The following is a 15,873-nucleotide window of genomic DNA, read 5'->3' as shown; positions in this document are numbered from 1 at the left end:
GATCTTCTCCTTTTTTATTTTCTTTCATATAATTCCTAGTTGAACAATATGTAATATAACATGGACTTTGTTTGCTGTCAACCCAAATCGTCTCCCGATCAGAAAAACACTTATTTTCTTCGATCCTGTTTTTGGGCAATTTTCATACCAACCTCTTGAAAAAGCTGAACGATTAAAACCAGCAATATCACGGTTATCACCATCATACCGGTTTCATAACGATAGTAGCCAAAGCGGATGGCAATATCCCCCAGGCCACCACCACCGACAATCCCCGCCATCGCCGAATAGCCTAAAATAGTTGTGGTCGCGATGGCCGCGCCGATAATTAGCGAGGGCTTAGCCTCTGGGATCATCACCTTCGTCACCACCTGTATCGGGCTGGCTCCCATTGACAGCGAGGCTTCAATAATCCCATAATCTACCTCTTTGATGGACGATTCTACCAACCGGGCAATAAACGGCGCTGCGGCTATCACTAGCGGTACAATGGTTGCGGTAGATCCGATAGTTGTTCCGGTAATCAGCCTTGTCAGAGGGATCACCGCAATCAGCAAGATCAAAAACGGGATCGACCGGGTAATATTGACCACAATGTTAAGCATCTTATTAAGCCACTTCATTGGGACAATTCCTTCGGAATCGCTGGTGACCAGCAATACGCCCATTGGCAAGCCAATGATATAGGCCAAAAGCGTTGACGCCAATGTCATATATAGGGTTTCAAAGGTTCCTTGCACAATCAGTGTCGTCATTGAACTATCCCACATGGGTGCCCACCTCCTCAACCGTAATTTGATGCGATCGCAGGTAATTAACGGCTCGGGCGACACTCAGCTCATCTTCCGGCAGCTGGATCACCATTTGTCCAAAGGCGAAACCATCAATATTTTTCATGTCAGCATGGAGAATATTGACCAGGCATTTTGTTTCTAATATCATTTTTGCGATCACCGAATCACTAGAGGATTTTTCATCAAACACTACCCGATAGGTGTTTCTGCCCATAATAACCGACCCCTGATCGCCTTCAGAAAAGATCATTTTTTTGGCAATCTCGGTTTTCGGGTTTCGGAAGATATCTTCGACCTCGCCGTCTTCGGCAATTTTGCTTTTATCGATAATTGCCACATGGCTGCAAATCTGCTCCACCACGCTCATTTCATGGGTGATGATCACAATGGTGATCCCCAATTTCTGATTAATTTCTTTTAACAGCTTGAGAATCGAATTGGTTGTCGATGGATCCAGCGCCGATGTGGCCTCGTCACACAATAAAATCTTAGGATTATTGGCCAGGGCTCTGGCAATTGCAATCCGTTGTTTTTGTCCCCCGGACAACTGCGAAGGATAGGCCTTCGCCTTATCGGGCAAGCCCACCAATTCCAACAATTCAGCGGTTCTCTTTTTGGCCGTTTCTTTGTCGACCCCGGCAATTTCCAGGGGAAAGAGAATATTTTTTTCGGCGGTTCGCTGCATTAACAAATTAAACTGCTGAAAAATCATCCCAACCGAGTAACGCACCGTTCGCAGTTCTTTTTCAGTTATTTTTGATATATCCTGTCCATCAATGAAGACACTCCCGCTGGTGGGCTTTTCAAGCAGATTGATACAGCGTACCAGGGTACTTTTACCTGCCCCGCTCATACCAATAATGCCATAAATATCACCCTGGTTGATGCTCAGATTAATGCCTTCTAAAGCTTTTACTTCGCCACTTTTGGGACGAAAGGTTTTCCCCAGAGCCTTTATTTCAATGATGGGTTTTTGGGACGTCTTTTTTGTTTCGATGTTCCTTACCCTCCTACGATCAACAAATTTAAATAACAAAATCATCTTAAAAAACAGCGGGTATAACACACCCACTGTTTATTATAGTATCGATTTCAATTTCTTGTCAAGCTTAATAGCGCCCTCGCCTACTTAAATATCTCTAATTTGTGCGCCGAACGGAAACAGTGCCAGCTTGGCAAATTTAAACCACTGCAGTCCAAAAGGTATCCCAATCAGGGTAATGCAATAAATAATCCCCAGAATCGCCGATGCGGCTGCCAGACCCCATCCAAAGATCAAAATCCATAGAATATTTAGAATCACCGAACCGGTTCCCATGTTTGAATAATCTACCGTTTTTCCAAATGGCCAAAAGACCAACTGCGCCATTTTAAAAGCCTGTAATCCCAAGGGTATCCCAATAATGGTAATGCAGCAAAGAATGCCAGCTAAAAGCCAGGCGACTGCCATAATCAATCCCCCCAAAATAATCCAGATAATGTTACCAATGATGCTCATACTTTTCCCTCTTTCCAAAGTCTCTTTGTTAGCTGCTTGTGAAAGCAACTGCTTTTGCGTCAGCTTTTAATCACCGACTGTTATTTTAAAGATGGATCCCGGGCTACCGCTGCTTTTTTAAACTCACGGTTGCCAATATGGCAGTAACCTCCGGGATTCTTGATCAGATAATCCTGGTGGTAGGCTTCAGCAGACCTGTAGTTTTTAAGCGGCAATACCTCAATCGCCAGCGGCACCCCATATTCGCGTCTTAACTGATCGACTGATTTAAGTATCACCGCTTCATCGGTGGGATCTAAGTAATAAATCCCGGTGCGATATTGGCTCCCGACATCATTCCCCTGACGATTGACTGCCACCGGATCGATGACTTCAAAATACATACTTAACAAAAATGGCAGACTGATTACCTGATTATCATAAATCACCTTGACTACCTCGGCATGCCCGCTATTTCCATGACAGACGTCCTCATAGGTGGGGTTTTGAGTTTTGCCATTGGCATAACCTACCTCCGTCTTGACAACCCCTCTAATGGCTTTAAAATACATTTCCGTTCCCCAGAAACAGCCGCCCGCCAAAACGATTTCTTTGATGTTTTCTGTTTTGTTATTTTCCATATCAATTTCCTTTCCAGATTTCGATAATTTTTGTTATTGTTATCGCTTGCTGTTCGACCGATGAAATGGAGGCGATCCCATCGCCGGCCTGTTCTCCATAATTGCCGAAGCCACTATGATTGCCGCCAGTTATTTCGTGATAACTGGCCGTGACCGGCAGCTTATTGCGGCCATCTGCAAAGCCCTGTTGGTCGATAATCTGATCTTTACTGCCGTACAGGCTCAGCACTGGATGGCTACTCTGAGCGATCGTTTTATTGGGATAAGCACCCAATAGAACCAACCCTGCCACCTGATCATCATGTCCGGCCAGATAGTCCGAAGCCATGGCGCCGCCCAAGGAGTGGCCAACCATGATCCACTGGTCTATTTCCGGCAAGGTTTCCATTACCTTATCTGCACCGTTAGCATTAAATACGGCCAGATTAAAGGGCATCCCGACAATCACTGCCGAATAACCATGTTCCGCCAGCGAACGCATCAGCGGGGCATAGGCAATATCTTCAACCTTGCCGCCAGGATAAAAGATAAAACCCATTTTATCCTGTCCTGCTGTCGGCGTAAAAATGGTCAGGTTTTGCGCTTCTCTTACATTGACCTGCTCACTTGCGATCAGGGCATCATGGGCGGTTTGATCGGCATGGTAATAATCACCCAGATAGGTCAATATGATAATAACGAAAGCGACCACTACCATTCCCAATATTTTAATAATCCGTATTAAGATTTGCCCTTGCTTCATCGCTAACTGCTCCTTTTATGCCGAAGTGACACGACAATATCGATTTGCTCTATTTTATACCCCAACCCGTTATAAAACAACACTTAAGTCATTTCAACATTCTTCAAAAAATAAAAAAAACCGCAATCGCTGCGGTTATGATTTCAAATGGTGACCCATGGGCGACTCGAACGCCCGACACCCTGATTAAAAGTCAGATGCTCTACCAACTGAGCTAATGGGTCATGCTATAATTTAGTTTTTCTGTCTTCTCTGCCCGGTAAAAATGGCAGGGGTAGCAGGACTCGAACCTACGAAATGCCAGAATCAAAATCTGGTGCCTTACCAACTTGGCTATACCCCTATAAAAGTAATAATGATATAGAAAATGGGGTGGATAATGGGACTCGAACCCACAACTTCCGGAATCACAATCCGACGCTCTAACCGATTGAACTATACCCACCACGATATAAAACATACGTAAATCTACTGAAAATGGTGCGCCTGAAGGGATTCGAACCCCTGGCACACGGCTTAGAAGGCCGTTGCTCTATCCTACTGAGCTACAGGCGCTCAATTCTTTTCGCAAAAATGGAGCGGGTGAAGGGAATCGGACCCTCGCGACTGGCTTGGAAGGCCAGGGCTCTACCACTGAGCTACACCCGCATTGCCTCTCTTAGAGACAAGTGTTAGTATACTTTAAATAGCAAGAGTTGTCAACTATTTTTTATGATTTTATTTTATGATTATTTTTTTGATTTTATTCTATTACGAGCCTACCGATATCCGTCATCAAAAAATCAAATGACTTAAACCGTTTTAATTCCCACGCCCTTTTTAAAAATATGTGCTGCAACTAAAAATGCACTGATAACCAACGCCATTGTTAAAATAACATGAATCACAATATTGCCCTCGCATACCCCAATATAGGTGTATCGAGAGACATTGACCAGTGGATAGATGGGGTTGATGTATTTGATCGCCGATAATATACCAGGCAGCTTTGAAATTTCAAAAAATACACCGCCTAAATAGGTTAGTGGGGTGATAATAATCGCCAAGGCAAAATTCATTTTCTCAAAGTTATCCAATGCCAGTCCGACAATTAAACCCAGTGATGCAAAGACAAAGGATGTTGCCGTCAATGCCAGTAAGAAAAATAGTGGATATTCGACTTCATAACCGACAAAGAAAATTGTTGCCGCATAGGTTAGCAAGCCGACCAAAACCCCGCGGAACATCCCCCCAAAGACAAAGGCTAGAATTTTTTCAGTGATTGAGATCGGATAGCTGTTTAAATCCTGAATCGTATTTTGAAATTTTTGCGATATCATTGAGAACGCCGGATTTTGAAAAGAAGCAAAAATCGCCCCCATTGTTGCTAAGCCGGGCACCAGAAAATTAAGATAACTGATCCCTTCAATCCCGACTTCTCTGGTTTGCAGCATCCCACCAAAGATTAACATATATAAGATATTCGCAATCAGCGGCGCCAGAACCGTCTGCACCGGCACCTTCATAAACCGGTGGATCTCCTTGTTTAAGAGGGTTAAAAATCCAATTCTGTTATAAAATATTCTATTTTTCATATCCCCTCCTAATGTTTAATGATGTTTAAATAAACATCTTCCAGCTTTGGTCTTTCGACCACCAAGTTGGTGAATTCCATATTTTTCTCTGACAGTTGTCGAAAGACTTTCGATAAGTCCTTTTTTGAAGCCTTCAGCTGGAGCCTGGTTTTGTCTTCGATATGCGGGTGATAGTCACTAAGAAAATCAAAATCAGCCAGATTCAGCTCATCCTCGAAGCTAACTTCAATGATCGATTCCCGGGAAAACGCATCCATTAGCTCTTCTTTTGGCTCATCGGCAATGATTTTTCCGCCATCGATTATTACAATCCGTTTGCACAATTTTTCAGCTTCTTCAATATAGTGGGTGGTCAAAATAATGGTCGTTCCTGATTCATGGAGCTTAACCAGAAAATCATACAAGGTATGCCGCATTTCAATATCGACTCCTGCTGTTGGTTCATCCAAAATAAGAATTTTAGGTTTATGAACCAGTGCCTTGGCGATTAAAAACCGTCGTCGCATCCCCCCGGACAGATCCCGAATTCTGGCACTTCTTTTTTCAGTTAAATACAAGGCCTCCAAAACTTCGTCGATATACGCCTTGTTATCTTTGATCCCAAAGTAGCCGGATTGTTTTTTTAGCGCTTCATCGACGGTAAACACAAAATCATAGCCAGTTTCCTGAGGTACAATGCCAATGATTTTTTTTGTTTCAAGCTCATTTCTGTCGAGGCTATAGCCGCCGATACTTACTTCTCCCCGGGTCTTTTTGACATTACCCGCCAGGATATTGATCAGGGTACTTTTTCCTGCCCCATTTTGCCCCAGTAAGGCTGTAAATTCGCCTTCTTCAATTTTTAAATTAATGTTTTTTAAGGCCTCTTTGTTTCCTTTTTTATAGGTCATTGATACATCTTTGATACTCAGCATTGCGTCGCTCCTTTTTCGATATTTCTGTCAGTCATTCCAAAGCGGGATGATTTTTGCGTCAATTGCACCATTTTCAATGGTAATCAGTCCATAGCTTTCGGGATCACCCATTCTGGGTGCCCCCACCGAACCAGGGTTTAATATCAGAATACGGCCATCATCTTCGCTATAAGCGTGGTGGGTATGGCCATAAAGAATCACCTGGGCATTTTTTTCCAACCCGGCATAGTAAAGGCGGTGCAAATCATTCTTGACCCCGTACTTATGACCATGACAGGCGAAAAATTTAACTCCCCCCAAGGTGATCTCCAGCGTGATACTGCCATCTTTAGCAAACGAATCCAAATTTCCCTTTAGCATGTGGACGGGGATATTCGTGATCGTTCGCAGATAGAGGGCATCTTCAACATAATCTCCTAAATGGATGATGACATCCACCTGCCCCATTTCCGCGGTGGCCTGTTTGACCGCTTTCAGATTGCCATGGCTATCACTCATTACGCCAATTTTCATATTCTCCCCCATCCCTTATTTTTCTGCTTGACTAAAGTAGCCACATTGAACCCCTTGTTAAAGCACCTGCTTCAGTATTTCCCGAGCCTTTTCGACCGCAACCGCCCGGTGACTGAGCTGATTTTTTTCTGCTTTGGTCATCTCTCCATAGCACCGGCCAGACTCCTCATGAATAAACAGCGGGTCATAGCCGAATCCGCCTGCTCCGCAATAATCAAAGGCAATTTTTCCTCGGACCAGACCTTCACAGCATCGCTCTTGTCCATCGGCTAGAATCATCGCGATAACGGTGATAAACGCCGCTCCCCGCTGATCTTCCGGCACATCTGCCATTTCTTTTAAGAGCTTTTTATTATTGTCGGTATAACTGGCATTGTCACCGGCGTAGCGAGCCGAATAAATTCCCGGAGCCCCATTAAGGCAATCCACCGACAGGCCGGAGTCATCCCCCATAATGACCAGGTCTTTTCCTATCACATATGGCTGTAAGGCCCGCACCTTAATTAAAGCATTCGCTTCATAGCTAAGACCGTCTTCAATGATGTCAATGTCAATCCCAAAATCCTTCATTGTCAGGACTTCAAAATCCACTCCCAACATCGCCTTCAATTCTTTGGCCTTATCCTGATTTGCAGTGGCTAAAAGTATTGTTCTCATTATAACTTACCCGTTAATCCTGTAATGTATCTTTTTGGAAGGCGATGATTTTTTTGATACTTGCTTCGCCCAGTTCTAACATCTTCTGAAGTTCTTCCTTTTTAAAGGGACGTTCTTCACCGGTTCCCTGAATTTCGATGATTTCGCCGGCTTCGGTCATGACCATATTCATATCAACCTCGGCGTTTGAATCTTCTTCATAACACAGATCAACAATGGCTTCGCCCTTAAAAATCCCGACACTGGTGGCGGCAACAAAATTAGTGATTGGCATTGCTTTTAATTTTCCCTTTGCCATCAGATCTGACAAGGCGTCATGAAGCGCCAGAAATGAACCGGTAATCGCCGCTGTCCGGGTTCCACCGTCGGCCTGGATCACATCACAGTCAATCCAGATGGTTCGCTCCCCCAACATTGAAAGGTCGATGACAGACCGCAGACTTCTGCCGATCAAGCGCTGGATTTCCATGGTTCGGCCATCGATTTTACCGCGATTTCGATCGCGACTTTTGCGGGTATTAGTTGACCCGGGAATCATTTCATACTCGGCGGTAATCCAACCCTTTTTCTGACCTTTTAAAAATGGCGGCACTTTGTCTTCAACCATAGCGGTACAAATGACCTTGGTATCACCGACTTCGATCAACACTGATCCCTGGGCATGTTTAATAAAGTTTCGGGTGACAATCATGGGTCGTAATTCATCGGCTTCGCGGCCGTCAATTCGTTGACCAATCGCTTCTATCGCTTTTACTGCTTCAATTTTTTCCATCTTTTTCCTTTATGTTTCTATTATTTTTTAAGGGATTACCACAAGTCTTGCAGTAATCCCTTAGTCAAAATTTCTTATGTTTATTTCGTTCTGTTAAGCATCCTATCGTCTTATGCCAAATGTTTGGCTACAACAGCCCGAATAATTTCGTTGGCGACCTGAGCATTAGCTTTTCCCTTGGTGGCCTTCATCACCTGACCAGTTAAGAAACCGTAAGCTTTTTCATTGCCGGCACCAATATCTTCAACCGATTTGGGATTGTCCGAAACGATTTTTTCAATGATCGCTTCCAGCTCGCCGCTGTCACTCATTTGTGCCAGACCCTTTTCTTTAACAATATCGCCGGGGTTTTTGCCAGTAGAAAACATTTCTTTTAAAACTTCTTTACCGGTGTTTCCACTGATTTCATTGTTTTTGACCAGTTTTAGCAAGGCCACCAATTGCGCCGGAGTAATCGAAATATTTTCCATACTGAGTTCATTTTCTTTTAACAGGGGCGGAATTTCAACCATCATCCAGTTAGAAATCTGTTTGGGTTCGTTATACAGCGCCACCGCCTCTTCAAAAAATCGGGCGGTCACACCGGTGGTGGTCAACACTCCGGCATCGTATTCCGGTAATTTATACTCATCAATATAGCGCTGTTTTTTAGCTTCCGGTAATTCCGGCAGTGCGCTTTTAATTTTTTCGATGTAGGCCGATTCCAGGACGATCGGAACCAGATCCGGTTCTGGGAAATAACGGTAATCGTGGGCTTCTTCCTTGCTTCGCAGCGAAGATGAGGTGCCTTTGGTGTCATCCCATTTCCGGGTTTCCTGAATAATCGTGCGACCTTTTTTAAGCTCAATGATCTGTCGTTTGCTTTCGTATTGAACCGCCCGGATCAGCGCCCGGAAGGAGTTTAAGTTTTTCATTTCAGTACGGGTTCCCAGTACATCGCAACCTTTTTCCCGAATCGACAGATTTACGTCAAAACGCATCGAGCCCTGTTCCATTTTACAATCAGAGACACCGGTATATTCCAGAATATTTCTGACCTTTTCGGCAAAAGCGCGGGCTTCTTCAGCACTGCGCAGATCCGGCTCGGTGACGATCTCAATCAGCGGCACACCGCAGCGGTTGACATCCAGCAGGGTTCCGTCAGCGGATTCATGAAGCAACTTGCCGGCATCTTCTTCGATATGAATGCGGGTAATACCGATGTCTTTTTTAACCCCATCCACTTCAATGCCGACTACGCCACCGGTACAGATGGGTAAATCAAACTGGGAGGTTTGATAGGCTTTGGGCAAATCCGGATAGAAATAGTTTTTTCGGTCCATCTTGCTAAAGTGAGCAATTTCGCAATTAAGCGCCAATCCGGCGCGAGTAGCGTATTCAACCACTTTTTCATTTAATACCGGTAACACCCCGGGCATGCCCAGACAAACCGGGCAGGTATGGGTGTTTTCATCCTGGCCAAACTCGGTCGGACAGGAACAGAATATTTTTGTTTTTGTGCCTAACTCAATATGGATTTCCATTCCAATAACAATTTCATATTCCATGATTTAGACCTCCGTTCCCAATGGTGCTTTTAAATTTGCCAGGCCTGATTCATGCTCAAAGGCCCAGGCGGTTTTTAACAGCGTCTCTTCACTTAAGATCGGTCCCAACAGCTGCATCCCAATCGGCATTCCGTTGTTGTCTAAGCCACAGGGAATTGAAAGTCCGGGAATCCCAGCAATGTTAACCGGTACGGTGTAAATATCGGTTAAATACATCTCCAGCGGATTGCTGGTTTTTTCACCGATCCCAAAGGCGGTAGTCGGCGCCGTTGGCGTCAACAGCACATCGCAACCGCCAAAGACCTGATCAAAATCGGCCTTGATGATGGTTCGCACCTGCATCGCTTTTTTATAATAGGCATCATAATAACCGGAGCTGAGGGCATAGGTGCCCAGCATGATCCGTCGTTTAACCTCGTCGCCAAAACCCTGGCTTCTGGTTTTCTTGTAAAGATCAATCAGGTCATTGTATTCTTCGGCTCTGAAACCATAACGAATGCCATCGTAACGGGCCAGGTTGGAGCTGGCTTCAGCCGATGAAATCATATAGTAGGCAGATAAGGCATAATCCAGATGTAAGAAGGACACATCGACGATTTCAGCCCCCAGGGTTTTGTAGATGGCCATGGCATCTTCCAGGCTTTTGCGGACTTCCGGTTGCAAACCTTCGCCGAAAAATTCTTTGGCCACGCCAATTTTTAACCCCTTAACCCCTTGCTTGAGGTTTTTGCTATAATCAATTTTTTTAAGATTGAGAGAGGTGGAATCCTTGCTATCATGGCCAACAATGGCATTTAACACCAGGGCGCAGTCTTGCACGTCCTTGGTGAAGGGTCCAATCTGATCCAGCGACGATGCAAAGGCCACCAGACCATAACGGGAAACCAGACCATAGGTTGGTTTCATCCCCACCACCCCACAAAAAGAGGCTGGCTGACGGATCGATCCGCCGGTGTCTGAACCCAAGCTGTAAAAGGCCGTATCGGCGGCCACCGCAACCGCTGATCCGCCGCTGGATCCGCCGGGCACCTTGTTTAAATCCCAGGGATTGCGGGTCTTCTTATAGGCTGAATTTTCGGTCGAAGAACCCATGGCAAACTCGTCCATATTGGTTTTTCCCAACAAAATACCGCCATCTTCGCTAAGTCTTTCATAAACCGCAGCATTATAAGGAGGATTAAAGTTATAAAGCATTTTTGAGGCACAGGTGGTTAAGATCCCCTTGGTACACATGTTGTCTTTGAGACCGTAGGGTATTCCTTCTAGGGGAGTTTTTTGGGCTCGCCCGGACAGCTCGGCATCTACTGCCGCAGCCGCTTCCAAAGCGTCATCGGTCTGGAGACTGAGATAAGCATCGGTCGCTTTTTCAACTGCGTTAATGCGGTTAACCACCGCTTGGGTTACCTCCGTAACCGTGACTTCTTTTTTATCCAGAAGGTCATTTATTTGATGGATGGTTTTTTGATATAATTCCATTATTGCCTCCTATTCCATAACCCGGGGAACCTTAAAGCACCCGGCTTCGCTTTCCGGTGCATTAGCCAAAGCTTCTTCATTAGTCAGGCAGGACTTGATTTCGTCCTCCCGAAAGACATTCTGAACCGCCAGCACATGTTCGGTGGCCTTAATTTTAGAGGTATCCAATCCGCTGAGGGTTTCGGCATAATTAAGCACTGCACCCAGTTGCTCGGCTAACGCTGTCACTTCATCCTCGGAAAATTCCAAACGGGCAAGATTGGCCACGTAGGTGACATCTTCTCGTGTTAAACTCATATTGTTATCCTTTCTTTGCTGTTGACTTTCTACCTTTTTTAATCATTTCTTTATGCACTTTTTGCGCACTACTCTTACGCACTACTCTTACGCACTTCGTTAAGATAAACACTAGGCTGATTTTCTATGTTAACAGTCGGAGCTGTCAGTCTGATTCTAAAAATCACCCTTCATTATAGATCAAACCGACCACCCGTGACAAGGCCTAAAAACGCTTCTTCATCAATTATTGCAATTCCCAGCGACTGGGCTTTTTCATATTTAGACCCGGATTTTTCACCGGATAAGAGAAAATCGGTCTTCTTACTGACGCTTCCAGCTACCTTCCCGCCATTGGTCTCGATCAGCGCTTTGGCTTCACGTCGGTCGAGAGTGGGCAGGGTGCCGGTGAGCACAAAGGTCTTACCGGCAAGGGTCTGAGAATCCAATCGGGTTTCCTGAGTCATCTTCAAACCTGCGGCTTCTAACCCTCTGATAATTTCAATATTAGTAGGCGTCTGGAAAAAATCGACAATCTCGGTGGCCATTTTTTCGCCAATTTCAAAAATCGCTTTGAGATCGTCCGCTTGAGCCAGAACCAAATTTTCCATATTTTGATAATGGTCTGCCAGGATTTTCGCACCTCTGGCACCGACCAGGGGAATTCCTAAAGCAAAAATCAGCCGCGATAATTCCCGTTTTTTAGAGGCTTCAATACCGGCCAAAAGATTGTCGACCGATTTTTCGCCCAACTTTTCAAGAGTGACTAACTGCGCTCTTTTCTCATCCAGATGATAGATATCGACTGGGTTGATTACCAGTTTCTCGTCCATCAACAGCCGCAGCACGCCCGCTCCCAGCCCTTCGATGTTCATCGCATCGCGGGACGTAAAATGCACCAGTTTTCGAAACAGCTGCGCCGGACAGGCCATGTTCAGGCATTTAGTCACCGCTTCCCCGGCAATCCGAAAGGTTGGTTCATCACAAACCGGACAGCGTTTTGGCATTTGAAAAACAACCTCGTTTCCCGATCGCTTTTCAAACACCACGTGATCGACTTCCGGAATAACATCACCCGCCTTCTGGATCACCACATGATCGCCAATGCGGATATCTTTTGCGCTAATATTGTCTTCATTATGGAGGGTTGCCCGGGAGATCACCGACCCCGCTAGTGATACCGGCGCAAGTTCGGCCACTGGGGTCAGGGCACCGGTTCGGCCAACCTGAACAGTAATCGCAGCCACGGTGGTAATTGCCTGGTCTGGCGCAAATTTGTAAGCGATCGCCCAGCGGGGGCTTTTTGAGGTATTACCGAGCAACTCCCGATCGGACAATTCATCGACTTTAATCACCAGACCGTCGATATCAAAGGGCAGATTACGTCTTTCTGCTTCCATCAGGCTGCAGTAGTCAATGATCGCTTCGATATCGCTAAAGGTCTTGACTGCGCTGGTTTTAAAACCCAAGGTTTTTAAATAATCGAGGGTCTCGATGTGAGTTTTTGGTTCAAAACCATCTACCGCTTCCAGATTAAAGACAAAAATATCTAGTGGCCGGGACGCCGTTAACCTGGGGTCTAATTGCCGCAAGGATCCGGCGGCCGCATTTCTGGGGTTGGCAAAAGGGCTTTCGTCGTCTGCCAGACGACGCTGATTCAGTTTTTCAAAATCGGCTTTGCCCATAAACACCTCACCCCGAACTTCTAGGGTTACCGGTTCCGAAAGACGTAGCGGGATGGTTCGGATGGTTTTAAGGTTGGTGGTAACATTCTCTCCCACTTCGCCATCACCCCGGGTGGCGCCCTGAACAAACACACCATTTTGATAGTTAAGCACCACCGTTAGCCCGTCAAATTTATATTCCACCACATAGCTGGCCGCGGGGCAGATCTGCCTTACCCGGCGGTCAAAATCGCGGAGGTCACCAGCCTCAAAGGCATTGCTCAGGCTCAGTTTGGGACGGCTGTAAACGACCTTGTCAAAGCCTTCTGAAGGGCTTCCGCCAACCCGTTGGGTCGGCGAATCCGGGGTGATCCATTCCGGGTTTTCGGTTTCCAAAGCAATCAGTTCCTGCATCAGCTGATCATAATCATAGTCGGAAACCAGGGGTGCATCATCGAGATAATAGGCTCTGTTGTATGCTGCTATTTTTTTTCTTAAATCTTTAATTCGGGTATTGCTCATACGCGTTTCCTATCCTTATATTTTACTAAGCTTTTTCGACAAAAGTCGGATCCATTTTTTTGATCCCCACCCCCGGAAAGGCGACCGAAATCATATTGTTTTTTACTTCAACCACGGTACCAATACCAAACTTCTTATGCTTAACCTTATCGGTCAGTCCAAAAGCAGTTTCCGTCGGATTGTTATGAAGGTTAACCGCATTGGCATTATTTCTGCGGATCGCTACCTTTGACTGGGTAACACGCTCGGAAAAAGTTTTATTCTTTTTGGTTTCAATATCAATTTCCGGTTTGCGCTCGTAACGTTGTTTATTTTCGACGCACACCTGCTCTGGCATTTCTTTTAAAAATCGCGAAGGGGTTTGGAGCTGGCGACGTCCGTAAAGCGTTCTTTCAGCTGCCCAGGAAATATAAAGGCGTTTCATCGCCCGGGTAATTCCGACATAACAGATCCGCCGTTCCTCTTCAATATCCTCTGGCGAATCCATCGCGCGGCCATGGGGGAAGATCCCTTCTTCCAGACCGGGAATAAAGACAATCGGGAATTCCAGACCTTTAGCGTTATGAAGGGTCATCAGCAGCACCTTACCGAGGTCGCCATCGTACTTATCGGTTTCTGATGACAAGGCAACGGTTTCCAGATAGGCGGTGAGACTGAGGTCGTCGCTATTCTTTTCAAAGTCTGTCGCTGAAGATACCAGTTCCTGGAGGTTTTCTAAGCGGCTTTCACCCTTATCCATTTTTCCGGTTTCGAGCATTTCCAGATAACCGGTTTTTTCAATCACTGCCGAAATCAACTCGCTTAAGCTGGCACTCTCCTGAAGCGCTTCCAATTTCTTCATCAGTTCGCTAAAAGCCCGAACCTTATTTTTTACACTGGGGCTCAGTTCCGGAATTTCTTCAACATGATGAAAAGCCTGCATTAAGCTAAAGCTTTTAAAATTAGCATATTCAGCAATTTTTTCAATCGTGGCTGAACCAATCCCCCGCTTGGGGACATTGACAATTCGCATAAAGCCCATATTATCTTTGGGATTGCTCAGGACATTTAAGTAGGCAATGATATCTTTAATTTCAACCCGAGAGTAAAACCCGGTGCCGCCGATTAACTGAAAAGGCAAACCGGCCCGCATCAGCGCTTCTTCAAACAGCCGAGACTGGGCATTGGTTCGGTAGAGAATCGCAAAATCCCCGTAGATCCCATTACCCTTGCTAATATTTTCATTAATCTCATCAACAATAAACCGGGCTTCATCATAACCCTGGTTAAAGGAAGCGATCATTATCTTTTCATCGCCGTCATTATTTGTCCACAGCGCCTTTTCTTTACGACCGGTGTTTCGGGCAATAACGCCATTGGCACAGTCTAAAATGGTCTGGGTTGAGCGATAATTCTCTTCTAGCTTGACCACCTTGGCATTGGCATAGTCTTTCTCAAAATCGAGGATATTGTTAATATCGGCTCCTCGCCAACCGTAAATACTCTGGTCGTCATCACCACAGACACAAATATTTTTGTTTTTAGCTGCCAGCATATTGACCAATTCGTATTGGCTATGATTGGTATCCTGGTATTCATCAACCATAATATATTTAAAGCGATTCTGATATTGTTCCAGAATTTCTGGAAACCCTTTGAATAATACCAGGGTATTGTAGATCAGATCATCAAAATCCATGGCATTATTTGCTTTTAAGCTTTCCTGGTAGCGTTTATAATAAAGTCCGACCTGTTCTTTTCTGAAATCTCCCGAATTTGCTTTTATATAGGCTTCCGGGCTGACAAAGTTATTTTTGGCTCTAGAGACTTCGCCGGCTAAAAACTGGTTGGTAAAATACTTGTCATTGAGATCCAATTCTTTGATCAGACTTTTATATAAACGCTTCTGGTCATCCATATCATAAATGACAAAATTGTCATCATAGCCCAACCATTGCGCATGGGTACGCATGATTCGGGCGCACATGGCATGGAAGGTTGACATCCAAATTCGTTTACTGTCCTGAATATTCATTTTAGCAATCCGCTCGCGCATTTCTCCGGCGGCTTTATTGGTAAAGGTGATGGCCAGAATCTGCGACGGCCATGCTTGTCCGGTTTCAATAATATGGGCAATGCGATGGATAATGGTTCGTGTTTTTCCTGATCCGGCCCCTGCCAATATTAATAGTGGCCCATCGATGGTTTCTGCTGCTTCTCGTTGTCGAGCGTTTAACCCGTCTAATAAACTCATGTGTTCTCCTAAATATTTATTTCATCGTTAATTGCAAAGTGCTGAGAACTTCTGGTTCAGTTTTGCATCTT

The 15,873-nt window shown here is 45.2% G+C and carries 15 protein-coding genes and 5 tRNA genes; all 20 read right to left on the bottom strand.

Annotated features, from left to right (window positions below; translation table 11 throughout):
* Positions 1-110 precede the first annotated feature (110 nt).
* Positions 111-770: a methionine ABC transporter permease gene (locus QZ998_RS05910; protein ID WP_296558829.1), complete on the bottom strand. Its 660-nt coding sequence runs from the start codon at positions 768-770 to the stop codon at positions 111-113.
* Positions 760-1,791: an ATP-binding cassette domain-containing protein gene (locus tag QZ998_RS05905; RefSeq protein WP_296558864.1), complete on the bottom strand. Its 1,032-nt coding sequence runs from the start codon at positions 1,789-1,791 to the stop codon at positions 760-762. The genes QZ998_RS05910 and QZ998_RS05905 overlap by 11 nt, the downstream gene beginning before the upstream one ends.
* 132 nt (positions 1,792-1,923) lie before the next feature.
* Positions 1,924-2,292 (bottom strand): YccF domain-containing protein, encoded by a 369-nt coding sequence (locus QZ998_RS05900; RefSeq protein ID WP_296558828.1) that lies wholly within the window; start codon positions 2,290-2,292, stop codon positions 1,924-1,926.
* A gap of 80 nt (positions 2,293-2,372) precedes the next feature.
* On the bottom strand, positions 2,373-2,912 hold the full coding sequence (gene msrA / locus QZ998_RS05895) for a peptide-methionine (S)-S-oxide reductase MsrA (RefSeq protein WP_296558827.1): 540 nt from the start codon (positions 2,910-2,912) through the stop codon (positions 2,373-2,375).
* A 1-nt stretch (position 2,913) separates the two neighbouring features.
* Positions 2,914-3,654, bottom strand: a complete 741-nt coding sequence (locus QZ998_RS05890; RefSeq protein WP_296558826.1) for an alpha/beta fold hydrolase — start codon at positions 3,652-3,654, stop codon at positions 2,914-2,916.
* Positions 3,655-3,802: 148 nt separating this feature from the next.
* Positions 3,803-3,878, bottom strand: a tRNA-Lys gene (locus tag QZ998_RS05885).
* 42 nt (positions 3,879-3,920) lie between these two features.
* Positions 3,921-3,997: transfer RNA gene (locus QZ998_RS05880), tRNA-Gln, on the bottom strand.
* 25 nt (positions 3,998-4,022) lie between these two features.
* Positions 4,023-4,099, bottom strand: a tRNA-His gene (locus QZ998_RS05875).
* 33 nt (positions 4,100-4,132) lie between these two features.
* Positions 4,133-4,209: transfer RNA gene (locus tag QZ998_RS05870), tRNA-Arg, on the bottom strand.
* Positions 4,210-4,228: 19 nt separating this feature from the next.
* Positions 4,229-4,302 (bottom strand) — tRNA-Gly (locus QZ998_RS05865).
* Between the two features lie 143 nt (positions 4,303-4,445).
* Positions 4,446-5,228, bottom strand: a complete 783-nt coding sequence (locus tag QZ998_RS05860; RefSeq protein WP_296558825.1) for an ABC transporter permease — start codon at positions 5,226-5,228, stop codon at positions 4,446-4,448.
* Between the two features lie 8 nt (positions 5,229-5,236).
* Entirely contained in the window at positions 5,237-6,142 is a 906-nt protein-coding gene (locus QZ998_RS05855; protein ID WP_296558823.1) for an ABC transporter ATP-binding protein, read from the bottom strand.
* Between the two features lie 27 nt (positions 6,143-6,169).
* Positions 6,170-6,655 carry a metallophosphoesterase gene (locus QZ998_RS05850; RefSeq protein WP_296558822.1) on the bottom strand — a complete coding sequence of 162 codons (486 nt, stop codon included), beginning with the start codon at positions 6,653-6,655 and terminating at the stop codon, positions 6,170-6,172.
* A 57-nt stretch (positions 6,656-6,712) separates the two neighbouring features.
* Complete coding sequence (gene rdgB, locus QZ998_RS05845; protein WP_296558820.1) at positions 6,713-7,312, bottom strand: RdgB/HAM1 family non-canonical purine NTP pyrophosphatase; 600 nt, start codon at positions 7,310-7,312, stop codon at positions 6,713-6,715.
* A gap of 13 nt (positions 7,313-7,325) precedes the next feature.
* Positions 7,326-8,084 (bottom strand): ribonuclease PH, encoded by a 759-nt coding sequence (gene rph, locus QZ998_RS05840; protein ID WP_296558819.1) that lies wholly within the window; start codon positions 8,082-8,084, stop codon positions 7,326-7,328.
* 110 nt (positions 8,085-8,194) lie between these two features.
* A complete protein-coding gene (gene gatB / locus QZ998_RS05835) occupies positions 8,195-9,631 on the bottom strand; it encodes an Asp-tRNA(Asn)/Glu-tRNA(Gln) amidotransferase subunit GatB (protein ID WP_296558818.1) in 1,437 nt (478 codons plus the stop codon).
* Between the two features lie 3 nt (positions 9,632-9,634).
* The gene (gene gatA / locus QZ998_RS05830) at positions 9,635-11,107 is read right to left on the bottom strand and encodes an Asp-tRNA(Asn)/Glu-tRNA(Gln) amidotransferase subunit GatA (RefSeq protein ID WP_296558817.1); all 1,473 of its coding nucleotides are present in this window, start codon (positions 11,105-11,107) and stop codon (positions 9,635-9,637) included.
* 9 nt (positions 11,108-11,116) lie between these two features.
* Positions 11,117-11,404, bottom strand: coding sequence for an Asp-tRNA(Asn)/Glu-tRNA(Gln) amidotransferase subunit GatC (gene gatC / locus QZ998_RS05825; protein WP_296558816.1), 288 nt, complete (start codon positions 11,402-11,404; stop codon positions 11,117-11,119).
* Between the two features lie 173 nt (positions 11,405-11,577).
* Complete coding sequence (ligA, locus tag QZ998_RS05820; RefSeq protein ID WP_296558814.1) at positions 11,578-13,569, bottom strand: NAD-dependent DNA ligase LigA; 1,992 nt, start codon at positions 13,567-13,569, stop codon at positions 11,578-11,580.
* Positions 13,570-13,594: 25 nt separating this feature from the next.
* Entirely contained in the window at positions 13,595-15,802 is a 2,208-nt protein-coding gene (locus tag QZ998_RS05815) for a UvrD-helicase domain-containing protein (RefSeq protein ID WP_296558812.1), read from the bottom strand.
* Positions 15,803-15,873: the final 71 nt, after the last annotated feature.

The organism is uncultured Acetobacterium sp. (assembly GCF_927416815.1).
Classification (GTDB): Bacteria; Bacillota; Clostridia; order Eubacteriales; family Eubacteriaceae; genus Acetobacterium.
This window is presented reverse-complemented; position numbering and strand designations above follow the sequence as displayed.